Source organism: Serratia sp. A07 (genome assembly GCF_058725505.1).
Genome location: NZ_JBZXDO010000009.1, coordinates 106955 through 121716, shown reverse-complemented (window position 1 = coordinate 121716; position 14762 = coordinate 106955). Strand labels below are relative to the sequence as shown.

Below are 14762 nucleotides of genomic sequence, written 5' to 3'. Positions count from 1 at the left end.
TCCGCCTGAGCTTCATCTCGCCATCAAGCCCGCGTTTTCGCGGGCTTTTTACCGTTCAAAGCCCGCCAGGCGAGCGCTCGGAGTTTTCCCAAATCACATCCCCTGACACATCATTACCTCGCCATTACACGCGTTGGGCATACAATAGCCAGGTAGCGTGATTATCGCTCGGCGTGGCTTTCTAAAGTGATCGAACATTGAGGCAAGAAGTATGAAAAAGTTAATTGCGGTTGGGTTACTGTCGGCCGTGTTGGCCGGATGCGCCACTGATTCTCCCTGCGTTCCGGTCTACGATGACCAGGGGCGTCTGGTGCACACCAACACCTGCATGAAGGGCACCACTCAGGATAACTGGGAAACCGCGGGCGCGATCGCCGGCGGCGCGGCGGCAGTGGCCGGTCTGACCCTCGGCATCATCGCGCTGACCAAGTGATCGGCGCGGCGCCTGCGGGCGCATGCAACCAGCCCGGCCATTGCGTGCCGGGCTTTTTTATTTCACTGCACCAAAAACGCCTTGAACTGCGGCGTCATCACGGCGCTAAAGCCGTCGTCGGTTTTGCTGATCAGGTAGACCGCCAGCCCTTTCTCTTCGGCAAGTTTCAACGCTTTCTCCGTGCCCAGCACCATCAGGCCGGTATCCCAGCCGTCGGCCTCGAGCGCGGTGGGGGCGATCACCGTGGCGGAAACCAGCCGGTGGTTGATCGGCCTGCCGGTGGTCGGATCGATGACATGAGAGTAGCGCTGGCCGTTTTGTTCAAAGTAGTTGCGGTAGCTGCCGGCGGTGCTGATGCCGTAACCGTGCAAATCCACCAGCGCCTGCACCGCGTTTTCACGGTCGGTTGGCTTTTGGATTGCCACCCGCCAGGGTTTGCCCTGGCCGTTGACGCCGCGTGAAGAGACCGCGCCGCCGACCGATACCAGGTAGTTGGTTATGCCGTTGCGGTTCATCAGGCGCACCAGTTCATCGGCACCGTAGCCTTCGCCCAGCGTCGAGAGATCGACGTACATGTCCGGCAGATCTTTTTGCAGCCACTCCCCGCGATTGTCGCTGATAAGCTTCAGGTGCTGCAGGCCGATGCGCTGCTTCGCCGCGTCGATCTGCGCCTGTTCCGGCACCTTGACCGGATGCTTGTCGGGGCCGAATCCCCACAGGTTCACCAGTGGGCCAACGGTAATGTCCATGGCGCCGCCAGTATCGCGGCCGATGCGCTGGGCCATCAGCACGATGTCCGCCATGCCGCGCGGGATCGGCTGCGGTTCGAGGCTGGCGCTACGGTTAAATTGCGACAGCACCGAGTCGGCGCGGTAGGTGGAGATATCGTCGTTGGCCCGTTCGAGCACCGCGTCGATCTGCCGCTGCAGTTCTTGCTTGCCGATCGCGACGTCACCGCTGACTTTAACGCTGTAGAAGGTGCCCATGGTCTTGCCGTCGATAGCGATTTGCGGGCGGGAGGAGGCATCGTCGCAGGCGGCGAGCAGGGCGCATAAGGCGCTGAGCAACGCCCCTTTGGCGAACAGGGAAGCCATAACATGTCCTTTGAAAACGAGAAAGCCGCTACAAATAAAGTAAAGCGCGGCAAATGGAAAGCGGATAAAGGTAAAATAGCATTTTGCTGGCGTTGCGGCTGTGCCTGAGCTAACGTCTCGCTCATGCTTTTCGCTGAGGTTTCAAGCTGCCACCATGAGTGCAACCGCCATTTCCCGGCTTATCCATCCCTTTGTCAAAGACCGTTTCCTGCATGCGCTGTTGCTGGCCGGCGTGGCGATGTTCGCCTTTCATCCGCAGCCGCTGGCAGCGCTGGGCGGGTTCATCGACGGCCGCACCCTCATTACTCTGTTGGGGCTGATGCTGCTGACCAAAGGCGTCGAGGTCAGCGGCTACTTCGACTTCGTTGGCCGCAAGATTATCAACCGGCTGCATAGCGAACGGCGGCTGGCGCTGTTCCTGGTGTTTTCCGCCGCGCTGCTGTCGTCGTTTCTGACCAACGACGTGGCGCTGTTTATCGTCATTCCGCTCACCATCACGCTGAAAAAGCTATCGGCGCTGCCGGTGGGCCGTTTGATCATCTTTCAGGCGCTGGCGGTGAACGCCGGTTCGCTACTGACGCCGATCGGCAACCCGCAAAATATCCTGCTGTGGAGCCGCTCCAGCCTTTCTTTCCTCGGCTTCATCGGCCAGATGGCGCCGTTTGGCGCCGCGATGATGCTGAGCCTGTTGGCGTTGACCTGGTTCAGCTTCCCGGCGCGCGACATCGTGAAAACGCCGAATACCGAGGGTTACCCCTATCAACGGCCGCTGTTGCTGAGCTGCGTGGGGCTGTATGCGATCTTCCTGCTGTGCCTGGATATCGGTCTGCCGCTGTATGGGCTGCTGGCGGTGTTCGCCGGCTTTTTGTTGCTGGCGCGCCGGGTGCTGTTGCAGATCGACTGGAGCCTGATTTTCGTGTTCGCCGCCATGTTTATCGATGTTGGCCTGTTTACCCGCCTGCCGCCGCTTCAGCCGGCGTTTGCTGCTATCGCCGGGCTGAGCGACGGCGGGGTGTATGCGCTGGGCGTCGGGCTGTCGCAGATCGTCAGCAACGTGCCGGCCACCATTTTGCTGCTCAACTATGTGCCCTCCAGCGCGCAGTTGGCCTATGCGGTCAATGCCGGCGGCTTTGGGTTGGCGATCGGCTCGCTCGCCAACCTGATTGCGCTGCGCATGGCGGGGGAGCGCAAGATCTGGTTGCGCTTCCACTATTACTCGCTGCCGTTGCTGGCGTGGGCCGCGCTGGTCGGCTGGCTGTTGAGCTAGCCCGGATTACCGCTCTGCCGGGCGGCCAACAGGCAAATGCTGCGGGTTACCTGGTAGGATTTCACAAAGGCGCTGATGGGTAAAAACTCGAAGCGCGAGTGGAAGTTATGCGCGCCGGTGAAGTAATTGGGCGTCAGGATGCCGCGGCTCGAGAGCGCCGCGCCGTCGGTGCCGCCGCGCATCGGGATCACCTTCGGCGGGATGCCGTGGGCGGCAAGGGCGCCAAAGATCAGATCGATGGCGTGCCGATCTTCGCCGATGGCGTTGCTGATGTTGCTGTAGATGTCGCTGATGCTGCAGCTGACGTTGGCGCGCGGATAGTTGGCCGCCACCTGACGCACCGTCTCCTCAAGGCGGGTTTTGCGCGCCTCGAAGGTGGCTCGATCGAAGTCGCGAATCGACACCTTCAGCGTCGCCTGATTGGCATTGGCGGCCAGATCCGTGAACCAGAAATAGCCCTCGCGCCCGTCGGTGTGTTCCGGGGTATCCTGCACGTCGAATCGGTTGATGATGTCGTTGGCGATGCGTATCGGGTTGATTAACACGTTTTTCGCCGACATCGGGTGCGCGGTCACCCCTTCGATGCGGATCTCCGCCGACGCCGCGTTGAAATTCTCGTACACCACTTCACCCAGCTCGCAGCAGTCGATGGTGTAGGCGAAATCGACGGCGAAACGCTGCAGATCCAGCGCCTTGGCGCCGCGCAGGCCGATCTCTTCATCCGGCACGAATGCCACCACGATATCGCCGTGGCGATCGGCGGCGGTCAGGTTGGCCAGCAGCGTCATCACCACGGTGACCGCCGCCTTGTTGTCGGCGCCCAGCACGCTGGTGCCGTCGCTGAACAGGATCTCTTCGTTCCGGTAGGGCAGGATCTCCGGGTGCTCGGCGGTGCGCAGCCAGATATCTTGCTCGGCGTTCAGGCATAAATCTTCGCCGGTGAAGCGCAGGCGCTGCGGGCGAATTTCGGGCGACAGGCCGACGTCCACGGTGTCGATATGGGTGATGAAGCCGATGCGCGGCGCGCCGGGTTGGGTGCCGGGCTTGCGGGCGGTGACGGTGGCGTGGTCGTCTATCTGCACGTCGGCCAGGCCGAGCCGGCGCAGCTCTTCCGCCAGCAGCTGTGCCATCTCATGCTGCCCCGGCGTGCTGGGCAGGGTGGTTGCGGCGGCGTCGCTCTGGCTGGTCACCGCCAGATAGCGGAAGAAACGTTCGGTGAGCTGTTCGGCAATCGGGCTGGTCATCGGAACTCCTCGCGGTTGGCAATCTACCGGTTTTAAAACGAAATCAGCCGTTTGTCCAACGATGCAATGCGTAAACCGCCAGAATGCGAAGCATCGCGCAGAAACAAAAAATAGCGGTGAAACTAGGAAATCGTCGCAGGTTTCTGCGGCAAAATCGGTGTTAGCTGTGGGCCGGGAAGCGCCCGCATAACACTTATCTGTTCCTCAAGGAGAATTCATGCACACCGGTCACGCTCTGCTTATCACCATACTGTCCCTTGGCCTCTCTCCCAGCGCCTGGTCCTCTGCCGACACCGGACATGCCAACAGCAACGCCAACAGCCGCGAAGTGGCCAGCGCGCTGGGCGGCCTGAAAAACAAAACCTACGAACTGGAACAGGCGCCGAAGATCCGCGTCGCCAGCTTCAATATCGCCGCCGGCAAGGTCAGCGACATGACCGCCATCGCCAAGGCGATTCGCGCGATGAACGTCGACGTGGTGGCGCTGCAAGAGGTGGATAAGCTCACCGCCCGCAGCGGCCGCGTCGATCAGGCGGCGGAGCTGGCGAAGCTGACCGGCATGCAGGCGGTGTTCGGCCGGGCGATCGACTTCGACGGCGGTGAATATGGCCTGGCGTTTCTCTCCAGGTATCCGCTGCACGACGCCGTGATCTATCCGCTGCCGTCCGGCCAGCGCGAACAGCGCATTGCCTTCAGCGCCAAGGTCGACGTGCCGGAGTTCCCGGCGCCGATCACCCTGTTCAACACCCACCTCGATACCAAGGAAGACCCGACAATGCGCCTGGATCAGGTGCGGGAGCTGAACGATCGCACCATAGAAGTGCGCGGTATCAAGCTGCTGTTCGGCGACATGAACGATGTGCCGGGCAGCGTGACCTGGCTGGAATTGAGCCGCTATTGGAACGACATCATGCCTAACGGGCAGGATGGCCGCAGCTGGCCGGCGGAAAACGCCGAGATCAAGGTGGATTACCTCTTCACCGGCAACGCGCAGCGCTGGCATCTGGACAGCCTGACGGTACCGAACGCCAGCGGCGACTGGAACGGCGTGCATTGGCCGGCGGTGAGCGACCACCTGCCGCTGGTGGCGGAAATGCGCCTGACCGAGCAATAAGCCGGTCGGCATTCCGTTGGGGCCGGGCTAAGCCACGGCGATCTGCGCCAGCCGCTCGACGGCGCTGCGGATCTCGCCCGGCGTCAGGGCCGAAAAGCCCAGCAGCCAGCCGTCGCGCTGCGCCTGAGCCGTCTGGTATTGTGCCGTCAGCCGGGGCGTGAGGATGCCGAGTCGCTGCGCCTGTCGGCTGAGCGCCGCCTCCTGGCCGGGCGGCAGCCAGACGCTGAGCTGCAGGCCGCCGGCGGCGGGAGCGGGCGTGGCGAAGTGGCCGAGTTTTTCGCGAACTTCCGCCAGCAACACATCGCGCCGGCTGCGGTAGAGCTGGCGCATATAGCGGATATGCGCGGCAAAGTGCCCCTGGCGGATGAATTCGGCGGTGACCGCCTGCATCAGCTGCGCGCTGTGGCCGTCATACACCGTGCGCGCGGTGACGAACGCGTCAACCAGCGTGGGCGGGACGATCAGGTACGCCAACCGCAGCGAAGGGAACAGCGATTTGGAGAAGGTGCCGAGGTACAGCACCCGGCCACGGCGATCCAGGCCCTGCATCGCCGGTATCGGCAGGCCGTCGTAATGAAACTCGCTGTCGTAATCGTCCTCGACGATCCAGGCCTGCTGCCTGTCCGCCAGCGCCAGCAGCGCCAACCGGCGTGCCAGGCTGAGCGCTGCGCCGGTTGGGTATTGGTGCGAGGGCGTCAGATAAATCAAACGAGGGTCGGGCAAGGAGGGGTCAGCGCGCAGGCCGTCGCCGTCCACCGCGACCGGCGTCAGGGCGGCTCCGGCGCTGATAAAGGCGTTTCTTGCCCCGGTGTAACCCGGTTCTTCCATCCAGACGCTGTCGCCGCTGTCCAGCAGCAGCGTGGCGATCAGCTGCAGCGCCTGCTGCGAACTGGTCAGCACGATAACCTGCCGTGCATCGCAGATCACGCCGCGCGTTTGATTGACGTGGGCGGCAATCGCTTCACGCAGCGGCAAATAGCCCTGAGGGTCGCCGTAGCGCAGCAGGCTTTCTCCCTGTAGCCGCAGGCGCTGTGCGGTCAGTTGCTTCCACAAGGCCAGCGGAAACGCGCGCAGATCCGGCGAACCGGCGGCAAACGCCCGTGGCTGCTGCGGATCGCGGCAGCCGCCGGTTTGTACGATCTGTTGGCCGCGCTGCGAAAGGCGCGGTATGCCGGCAGCGGTCGCCGGCGGCGGTGATTTGGCGATGATAATCGCCACAAAGGTGCCCTGGCCGACGCGGCGCTGCAGGTATCCCTCCGCCTCCAACTGACCGTAGGCCGATTCGACGGTCATCCGCGAGAGGCCCAGATCGCTGGCCAGCACCCGGCTGGAAGGCAGGCGTTGCCCAATGCTCAATGCCCCTTGGTGGATGGCCTGCCGCAATGCGCCGCACAGGCGATCGCGCAGCGTGCCGGCGGTGTGGGGCGATTGCTGAAACAACGTGACCAGCGAGTGCCGCATAATGGGTCTTATCACAGTTGGGAAATGGGTATCAATCATAAGACCAAAATGGGGCACTATTGTCATCTGTCTTGATACACGGGAGTGAGTGGTATGTCGAAAGAATCATTAGTGCTGGCTTTTCCTCCGGCGGCGCCGGAAGAGAGCCTGGCCTACCTGGCGGCCAAACTGAGCCGCTATGCGGATGCCTGGGACGTGGCGGAGGATCTGCGCAATGGCGTGGAGGGGATGGTGGTGATCGACACCCGCGCGGAGGCGATGTACGCCGCCGGGCATATTCCCGGTGCGCTCAGTTTGCCGCATCGTCTGATGGATGAAGCCAGCACGGCGCAGCTGGATCGCGAAAAAGTGTATGTGACCTACTGCGACGGCATCGGCTGCAACGGTTCCACCAAGGGCGCTTACCAGCTGGCGAAGCTGGGATTCCGGGTGAAGGAGCTGATCGGTGGGCTGGACTTCTGGCTGCGCGACGGCCATCCGTTGGCCATCGGCGAACAGCCGGGATCGTTGCGCGATCGGGCGGCTGTTGAGGACTGCGGCTGCGCCTGAGGCGTTAAAACACCAGAGCCAGCACGACGGCCAGCGCCAACAGCAGCAGGATCAGCGCGACGGCGGGTTTGCTGAGCGCTTTTTGCAGCGGCAGCGGCAGGGCGGCGATCAGCGGGTTGAGCAGCGGCTGCGGATCGACAGGGTGGCTGACGATAGCCTGGGCCTGGCCGGCTTTTTCCAGGCGGCGGGCAAACAGTTGATGAATGGCGTCGCTCATTTGCGGATGCGTCAGCGGCGCATTGGCACCGCAGTTGAAGCGCGCCTGGCAGTAGTCGTTCATCTGCTGCAGCTCTTGCTCGTCCGCCGGCTGCTTGAGTGCCGCCAGCAGATTGTTCAGCGTCGGCGCGCTCTGCGGGCTGAGAGCCACCTTCACTTGCAAGAATTGGTTTAACAGCTGGAAGTGGCGCGCAGGGAGCGGATCGTTGGTTTTCACGCCCGCCAGATCAAACAGCGTTTGCCAGATTTTAGCCGGCGCTTCGCCGGTGGCCGCGCTGAGTTTGGTGACCTGCTGCTGCAGGCTCTGATGCTCTGCGGGCAGCAGCGGGCGATCGCTGGTGGCGGTTTGCTGCGGCTGAGGAATGGTCAGGCCGCCGGTCTGCAACAGATTCAGCACCTGCTGCAGCTGTGGTGGGCTCAGCTGGCTCAGTACCGTGTGGCCGAACTGCTGGCGAATAAAGTCGCTGACCGCCTGGCGGTTGTTGCCCTGCGGCAGCAATTCGGCCAGCTGTTGCAACAGCTGGCGCCCGGCGTGGTTTTGCTGCGCCTGCGTCAGGCGCGTTTGCAGCAGCTGTTCCGCCGGTTGAAAATGGCGCGCCAGCAGTTCACCGCCGTTGTCGGCGCCGAGCTCGTGGCGCAGAGTCGCCCAGATCTCCGCCGATTTTGCCGGGCTGAGCGTCATGATTTTCACGATCAGCTTTTCCAGCGTCGTGCGCTGTGCCGGAGAAAGGGGTTGATCGTCAGTGGCCGCCGTTTTGCCCGGGGAGGGAGGGCGTTCGCCGGCGATTGGGGTGCCCGGCCCACTCAAAGGTTGCATATCACCAGTCCTTCGCTGTGTATCCCCGCAGAATGCCTGGAGGAGAGAATCATCATCGTACCCGGCGAAAAGCGCAGGCTTACCCGCTATGATACCTGTAAATCGCCGCCATCAATACCGCCGCTCAGACATTTCTTTACCGACAAAACGTTGCTAATCGCACCCGCGTCGCTAAGATAACCCCAGACCCGAACATGAGGATGGCATGGTTAAACGGCAGCGGATTGCAAAATGGTTTTTATGCCTGGCTTGCCTGGTGGTGCTGACGTGCATGACCCAGCGCATGGCGGGCCTGCATGCGCTGCAGCAAACGCTGGGGATCCCGGCCGCCACCGCCGTTCAGTCCAGTGACACCGCCGCCGAAGCGCAGCCGACGCCCTGTGAACTGAGCGCCAAGTCATTGCTGGCCGCACCGCCGGTGATGTTCGAAACCGTTCTGTTCGGGCTGGGCCTGCTGCTGGCGCTGTTAGCGCCGACCATTGCCGCGCGCCTGCGTATTCCTCCCCCTCGCGCCATTTCACCGCCCACCCTCAGGGTGCACCTTCGATTATGCGTTTTCCATGAATGAGTTAATCGCCCGTTTTTCGCGGTGAATTAATCATTTATGGAGAATTAACATGTTGAAAATTATCAGGCTGGCCTGCGCTTGCCTGTTTATGCTGTGGCTGCCTGCCTTGCAGGCGGCGGACAGCGGCTGGCTGCAAAACCCGGCCAACGATCATGCCAAGGTGCGGCTGCGTGCCGACACGTCACAGCCGGGGGAAACCCGCCTGCTGCTGTCGGTCGAGCTGCAAAAGGGCTGGAAAACCTACTGGCGTTCCCCAGGCGAAGGCGGCATCGCGCCGGCTATCGTCTGGCAGGGCAACCCGCCGCCGGCGACCTGGCACTGGCCGACGCCGCAGCGTTTCGAGGTGGCCGGCATTTCCACCCAGGGCTATCACGATCGGGTCACGCTGCCGATCGTGATGTCAGGCCAGATATCCGGCCCGCTGGCGGGCACCCTGACGCTATCCACCTGCAGTAACGTCTGCATTCTGACCGACTACCCGTTCAGCCTGGATCTGACGACGCCGAACGATCCGCAGTTTAACCACGACTTCGCGCAGGCGATGGGACAGGTGCCGATCGCCGCCGGGGTGGCGGAGGGCGTCAAGGCCGGTTACCGCAACGGCGAGCTGCAGATCGCCGCCGAACGCGCCGCCGGCTGGCAGCAGCCCGCGCTGTTCTTCGATACGCTGGCGGATGCCGATCTCGGCAAGCCGCAGGTCGAGACCGACGGCGCTCAGCTGTTGGTGCGAGTGCCGGTCAGCGATGGCTGGGGCGATGCGGCGCCGGATCTGCGCGGCAAAACGCTGACGCTGGTGATCGACGACGGCGGCATGGCGCAGCAGATTACGCTGCCGATTGGCGATCCGCTGGCCGCGCCCGCCGGTGCGGCGTTCCCGCTATGGCAGGCGGTATTGATGGCGCTGGCGGGCGGGTTGATCCTCAACCTGATGCCGTGCGTGCTGCCGGTGCTGGGCATCAAGCTCGGCTCCATCCTGCAGGTGGAACGGCGCGATCGGCGCAGCGTGCGTTTGCAGTTCCTGGCGTCGTCGTTGGGTATCGTCGCCTCGTTTATGGCGTTGGCCTTGCTGATGACGCTGCTGCGGCTCGGCAACCATGCGCTCGGCTGGGGCATTCAGTTCCAGAACCCGTGGTTTATCGGTTTTATGGTGCTGGTGACGCTGCTGTTCAGCGCCAACCTGTTTGGCCTGTTCCATCTGCGCCTCTCGTCCGATCTGAATACGTCGCTAGCGACCCATAATGGGCACGGTCTGAGCGGCCATTTCTGGCAGGGCGCGTTTGCCACGCTGCTGGCGACGCCGTGCTCGGCGCCGTTTCTCGGCACGGCGGTGGCCTTCGCGCTGGCGGCGTCGCTGCCGGTGCTGTGGGGCATGTTCATCGCGCTCGGCATCGGCATGAGCCTGCCGTGGCTGCTGATCGCCGCCTGGCCATCGCTGGCGCTGCGCTTGCCGCGCCCCGGCCGCTGGATGAATACCGTCAAGCTGGCGATGGGGTTGCTGATGCTGGCGTCGTCGCTGTGGCTGCTGAGCCTGCTGAGCAATCATATCGGCGTGCAAGCCACGCTGTGGCTGGGGGCGTTGGCGCTGCTGGCGTTGCTGCTGGCGGTGTGGCGTCAGCAGGGCGCACGGTTGGCGGCCAAGCTGGCGGCGGGCACGTTGGTGCTGGCGGGCGTGGCCTTGCTGGCCGGATCGCTGACCGCCGGCCTGTGGCGCCAGCCGTTGCAGGATCGGGTGCAGTGGCAACCGCTGAGCGAGCGAGCGATTACCGAGGCGCTGGCCCAGCATAAGCGGGTGTTCGTCGACGTGACCGCAGACTGGTGCGTGACCTGTAAAGCCAATAAATTCAATGTGCTGCTGCGCGATGACGTACAGCGCGCGCTGAGCGCCGACGACGTGGTTGCGCTGCGCGGCGACTGGAGCCGCCCGTCGGCCGACATCAGCGCCTTCCTGCAAAAGCGCGGCAGCGTCGCCGTGCCTTTCAACCAAATCTATGGCCCCGGCAGCCCGGACGGCGAGGTGTTATCCCCGCTGTTGACCCGTGACGCCGTGCTGCAAACGCTTTCCCATGCCAAAGGAACCGAACAATGAAAAAGCTACTGATTTTACTGATGATCATCGTCGCCCCGGTGTGGGCCGCCGAGCCTTTCACCCCGGCACAAGAGGCGCGTATCAAAGAGATGATCCGCGAAACGTTGGTGTCCAACCCGGACATTCTGGCGCAGGCGGTGGACGCCTGGCAGCAGCAAACCGCCGGCCAGCAAATCAGCCAGGCTATCAAGCAGAACGCCAAAACGTTGTACCAGGATCCGGCCAGCCCGCGCCTCGGCGCCGCCAACGCCAAACTGACGCTGGTGACTTTTACCGACTATAACTGCCCGTACTGCAAGCGTTTTGATCCGATGCTGGAGAAGATCGTCAAGCAATACCCGGACGTGGCGCTGGTGGTGAAGCTGCTGCCGTTCAAGGGCGAAAGCTCGGTCAGTTCGGCGCGCGTGGCGCTCACCACCTGGCAACAGCACCCGGATCAATTCTGGGCCCTGCACCAGCGGCTGATGGCGAAAAAGGGCTTCCACGACAACGCCAGCATCGCCGCCGCGCAAGAGAAAACCGGCGTCAAGGCGGTGGCGCCCAGCGAACAGAGCATGACCACGCTGCGCACCAATATGGAGCTGGCGGAACAACTGGGCGTGCAGGGGACGCCGGCGACGCTGATCGGCGATCGGATGCTGCCGGGGGCGGTGTCGTATGAAGAGCTGGAAGCGATGGTGAAGCAGCAGCTGGCGAAGGCCAACCATGGCTAAGCTCAAGCGCTGGGGGCGCGAGTTGCTGCTGCTGGCGCTGATCGCGCTGGCGGTGGTGACGGTGATGGATTGGCTGAACGCGCCGCAGGCGCCGCCGGCCTTCGATGCTCAGACCCTGACCATGCTGGACGGCGAGCGCGTGTCGTTGGCGCAGCTCAGCCATGAGCGGCCGCTGCTGGTTTACTTCTGGGCCAGCTGGTGTGGCGTCTGCCGCTTCACTACGCCGGACGTCGCCCGTTTGCAGGCGGCGGGCGGCAACGTGCTGACCGTCGCGCTGCGCTCGGGCGACGATACCCAGGTGAAACACTGGCTGGCGCGCAAACGGCTGGCGCTGCCGGTGGTCAACGATCCGGCCGGTACGCTCTCGGCGCAGTGGCAGATTGGCGTGACGCCGACCTTCGTGGTGGTCTCGCAGGGCAAGGTGGTGCAGAGCACCACCGGCTGGACCAGCTACTGGGGGATGAAGCTGCGGCTTTGGTGGGCCGCCGTCTAACCGGCGTTTTTCTCCGTTATCACCTCCTCAATCGCCCGGCACAGCCGGGCGATACCTTCTTCAATCTGCGGCGGCGAGTTGGCGGCGAAGTTCAGCCGCAGGCCGTGCGCGCCCAGCTGTTCCTGCGCATAAAAGCATTCGCCGCGTGCGAAGGTTACGCCGTGCCGCCAGGCGACCGGCATCAGTTCGGTGGTGGTCACCGTCGCCGGCAGTGTCAGCCAGATAAATAAGCCCCCCTGCGGCGTTTCGAAGCGGCACCCCGGCGGCAGCCGCCGTTGCAAGGCATCAATCATCACCTCCAGATGGCGGCGGTAGACGCGCCCGGCGCGCCGCAGTTGCTTGTCGTAACGGCCGACGGTGACGAACGCGTCCAGCGCCCGCTGGATCAGGCTGGAACTGGTGAAGCTGTCGACGTGTTTCAGCCTGGCGAAACGCTGATAGTGTTCGCTGTCCGCCACCAGATAGCCGATGCGCATGCTGGGCAGCAGCATTTTGGAGAAGGTGCTGACGTAGATCACCGCGCCCGGCTGCGCCAGCGCGCGCAGCGACGGCAGCTGTTTGCCCTGATAACGCAGATCGCCGACGAAGTCGTCCTCCAGGATCACCACGCCGGCCTGTTGGGCGACAGTCAGCAGGCGTCGCCGCCGCGCCTCGCTCAGGCAGCGGCCGGTCGGGTTGTGGAAATTGGGGATGGTGTAGATCAGTTTGGGGCGGTGGCGTTCCAACAACTCCGGCAACAAATCCACCCGCATGCCGTGGCGGTCGCCCGGTACGGTGACGATATTGATGCGGTGCTGGCGCAGCAGGCCCAGCGCTTCGGCGTAGGTCGGCTCTTCGACGATCACCGTATCGCCCGGCGCCAGCAGGCTTTGCACCACCAGACTGATGGCGTGCTGCGAGCCGTTGGTGATCAGCACCTGTTCCGCCTGCGTGGGGATGCCCTGCGCGCTGAGAATGCGGCTCAGCGTATCGCGCAGCGGGTAGTAGCCGCAGTATTCCCCGTAGCTGAAGGCCTCTTCCGCATGGCGGCTGAGCACCGACAGCAGCACTTTGCGAAACGCCTCCAGCGGAAACACCTTAGGGCTGCCGACGCCGGCGGCGAAGTTGATCAGCCCCTCCGGCAGCGGGGCGTCGGCGTAGCCGTCCAGCCGCGAGGTGAGGGTGGTGAAGCTCTCCAGCGGGAATGGAGCATCGCTGCTCGGCCGGGCCGGGCGCGCCTGCGCCTGCGGGTGCGCGACATAGGCGCCGCTGCCGCGCCGCTGATGCAAAAAGCCCTTGGCCGCCAGTTCGGCGTAGGCGTTATCCACCGTTAAACGGCTGACCGCCAGTTCGGCCGCCAGCGTGCGCGTCGAGGGCAGTTTGTCACCATCGACGAACACGCCGGTGAGGATGGCGCGCCGCAGCGCTTCTTCGATTTGTAAATAGAGCGGAACGTCCTGCTCGCGATCCAACGGGATATGCATGCGAAATTGGCCCGGTTATGGAGAGTGATTTTTACTATACCCCATGTCGAAAGGGCTTCAAGCGCAGAAAAGTGGCCTGCATGACAACGCCGTAAAGTGGCTATAGTGAGAAAAAATGGCCGCGTTACACTGTCCGCCTGAGCATTTACGTCGCCATTTCTCCGAGGATCTCATGTCATTACCGTCAGGCGTTTCCGCCCGGCCGGCGCTGCCCGGCGCGCGCCTCTTTCAGGGCAGCCACCAGGGTTACGTCATCGCTATTATCAGCGCCATGTTGCTGGCCTTTACCGCCATTATCATCCGCGCGCTGACCGAGTACTATCACCTGCCGACCTTCGTGCTGGCGTTCTGGCGCGCGGCGCTGGTGGCGCTGGTGCTGTTGCCGCTGCTGTTGCTGGTGAAACCGCAGTGGGCGCGCCTGCGCCGTGAACAGGTGGTGTTCTACGCACTTTACGGGCTGCTGCTGGCGCTGTTCAACAGCCTGTGGACGCTGTCGGTAGCGCTGAACGGCGCGTCGGTGGCGACCATTCTGACCTACTGCTCGGTGGGCTTTACCGTGTTCCTCGGCTGGGTGATGTACAGCGAACGCCTGACGCTGCGCCAATTGCTGGTGATCGCCATCAGCCTGGGCGGTTGCTTCCTGGTCAGCAACGGCGACAGCATGGGGAACAGCCACTTCGATCTGCTGGGGCTGCTGGTAGGGATGCTGTCGGGCATCGGTTATACCCTGTATACCCTCGGCGGGCGGGTGGCCAGCGAGCGCGGCTATCCGGTGTGGAACACCATCCTGTACGTGTTCGGTTTTTCGGCGCTGTACCAGCTGGTGTTCAACGCGGCGCTGACGGCGTTCCCGCTGGCGGCGTTCCACGGCATGGCCGGCTCTCTGTGGTTCCTGTCGCACGGCGCACAGGGCATCCAGTGGAGCGGCTGGCTGTTGCTGCTGGCGCTGGCCGCCGGGCCGACGCTGCTGGGCTTCGGGCTGTACAATATCAGCCTGAAAACGCTGCCGCTGGCGGTGGCCAACCTGATCCTGTCGCTGGAACTGGTGTTCACCGCGGTGATCGCCTATTTCCTGCTGGGGGAGAGCATGAATCAGCTGCAGCTGCTGGGCAGCGCGCTGGTGATGGGCGGGGTGCTGCTGCTGAAAAGCAAGACCGCCGAGGCGTGATCGGCTACCATTACGCCTCGCAAGAGAGGCCGTAAGATGAATAACCCGAGATTGAAACGAGCGCTTATCGCTTGAA

General features: G+C 63.4%; 14 protein-coding genes. 9 read left to right on the top strand and 5 right to left on the bottom strand.

Features of this window, described 5'->3' with window-relative positions:
* Positions 1-211 precede the first annotated feature (211 nt).
* Complete coding sequence (locus AC4PR2_RS12150; protein WP_004936201.1) at positions 212-433, top strand: putative periplasmic lipoprotein; 222 nt, start codon at positions 212-214, stop codon at positions 431-433.
* Positions 434-495: 62 nt separating this feature from the next.
* Here AC4PR2_RS12150 and apbE read toward each other — a convergent pair whose 3' ends face one another.
* Positions 496-1527 carry an FAD:protein FMN transferase ApbE gene (gene apbE, locus AC4PR2_RS12145; protein WP_070915272.1) on the bottom strand — a complete coding sequence of 344 codons (1032 nt, stop codon included), beginning with the start codon at positions 1525-1527 and terminating at the stop codon, positions 496-498.
* Between the two features lie 154 nt (positions 1528-1681).
* Between apbE and AC4PR2_RS12140 the strand changes: the two genes are divergently transcribed.
* Positions 1682-2794: an SLC13 family permease gene (locus AC4PR2_RS12140; RefSeq protein WP_197803802.1), complete on the top strand. Its 1113-nt coding sequence runs from the start codon at positions 1682-1684 to the stop codon at positions 2792-2794.
* Here the strand turns inward: AC4PR2_RS12140 and pepT are convergent.
* Positions 2791-4038: a peptidase T gene (gene pepT, locus AC4PR2_RS12135; RefSeq protein ID WP_492175157.1), complete on the bottom strand. Its 1248-nt coding sequence runs from the start codon at positions 4036-4038 to the stop codon at positions 2791-2793. The two genes, AC4PR2_RS12140 and pepT, sit on opposite strands and share 4 nt — an antisense overlap.
* Positions 4039-4255: 217 nt before the next feature.
* On the opposite strand from pepT, the gene AC4PR2_RS12130 reads away from it, so the two are divergent.
* Entirely contained in the window at positions 4256-5152 is an 897-nt protein-coding gene (locus AC4PR2_RS12130; protein ID WP_142110291.1) for an endonuclease/exonuclease/phosphatase family protein, read from the top strand.
* A gap of 27 nt (positions 5153-5179) precedes the next feature.
* Here AC4PR2_RS12130 and pdxR (AC4PR2_RS12125) read toward each other — a convergent pair whose 3' ends face one another.
* Positions 5180-6613 carry a MocR-like pyridoxine biosynthesis transcription factor PdxR gene (gene pdxR / locus AC4PR2_RS12125; RefSeq protein ID WP_337046882.1) on the bottom strand — a complete coding sequence of 478 codons (1434 nt, stop codon included), beginning with the start codon at positions 6611-6613 and terminating at the stop codon, positions 5180-5182.
* Positions 6614-6706: 93 nt separating this feature from the next.
* Between pdxR (AC4PR2_RS12125) and AC4PR2_RS12120 the strand changes: the two genes are divergently transcribed.
* The gene (locus AC4PR2_RS12120) at positions 6707-7162 is read left to right on the top strand and encodes a rhodanese-like domain-containing protein (RefSeq protein WP_197803804.1); all 456 of its coding nucleotides are present in this window, start codon (positions 6707-6709) and stop codon (positions 7160-7162) included.
* Between the two features lie 4 nt (positions 7163-7166).
* Here AC4PR2_RS12120 and flk read toward each other — a convergent pair whose 3' ends face one another.
* Complete coding sequence (gene flk, locus AC4PR2_RS12115) at positions 7167-8195, bottom strand: flagella biosynthesis regulator Flk (protein ID WP_084827337.1); 1029 nt, start codon at positions 8193-8195, stop codon at positions 7167-7169.
* A 205-nt stretch (positions 8196-8400) separates the two neighbouring features.
* Between flk and AC4PR2_RS12110 the strand changes: the two genes are divergently transcribed.
* From AC4PR2_RS12110 to AC4PR2_RS12095, 4 genes are read left to right on the top strand one after another with little or no spacing between them, the layout of a single operon-like run.
* Positions 8401-8763, top strand: coding sequence for a hypothetical protein (locus AC4PR2_RS12110; protein ID WP_060439335.1), 363 nt, complete (start codon positions 8401-8403; stop codon positions 8761-8763).
* Between the two features lie 49 nt (positions 8764-8812).
* Positions 8813-10849, top strand: coding sequence for a protein-disulfide reductase DsbD family protein (locus tag AC4PR2_RS12105; RefSeq protein WP_337046883.1), 2037 nt, complete (start codon positions 8813-8815; stop codon positions 10847-10849).
* Positions 10846-11562: a DsbA family protein gene (locus tag AC4PR2_RS12100; protein WP_197803807.1), complete on the top strand. Its 717-nt coding sequence runs from the start codon at positions 10846-10848 to the stop codon at positions 11560-11562. The genes AC4PR2_RS12105 and AC4PR2_RS12100 overlap by 4 nt, the downstream gene beginning before the upstream one ends.
* On the top strand, positions 11555-12055 hold the full coding sequence (locus AC4PR2_RS12095) for a protein disulfide oxidoreductase (RefSeq protein ID WP_084827340.1): 501 nt from the start codon (positions 11555-11557) through the stop codon (positions 12053-12055). The genes AC4PR2_RS12100 and AC4PR2_RS12095 overlap by 8 nt, the downstream gene beginning before the upstream one ends.
* On the opposite strand, the gene pdxR (AC4PR2_RS12090) is transcribed toward AC4PR2_RS12095, so the two are convergent.
* Complete coding sequence (pdxR, locus tag AC4PR2_RS12090; RefSeq protein ID WP_060439342.1) at positions 12052-13518, bottom strand: MocR-like pyridoxine biosynthesis transcription factor PdxR; 1467 nt, start codon at positions 13516-13518, stop codon at positions 12052-12054. The genes AC4PR2_RS12095 and pdxR (AC4PR2_RS12090) overlap by 4 nt on opposite strands.
* A gap of 172 nt (positions 13519-13690) precedes the next feature.
* On the opposite strand from pdxR (AC4PR2_RS12090), the gene AC4PR2_RS12085 reads away from it, so the two are divergent.
* Positions 13691-14686 carry a DMT family transporter gene (locus AC4PR2_RS12085; protein ID WP_049200152.1) on the top strand — a complete coding sequence of 332 codons (996 nt, stop codon included), beginning with the start codon at positions 13691-13693 and terminating at the stop codon, positions 14684-14686.
* Positions 14687-14762: the final 76 nt, after the last annotated feature.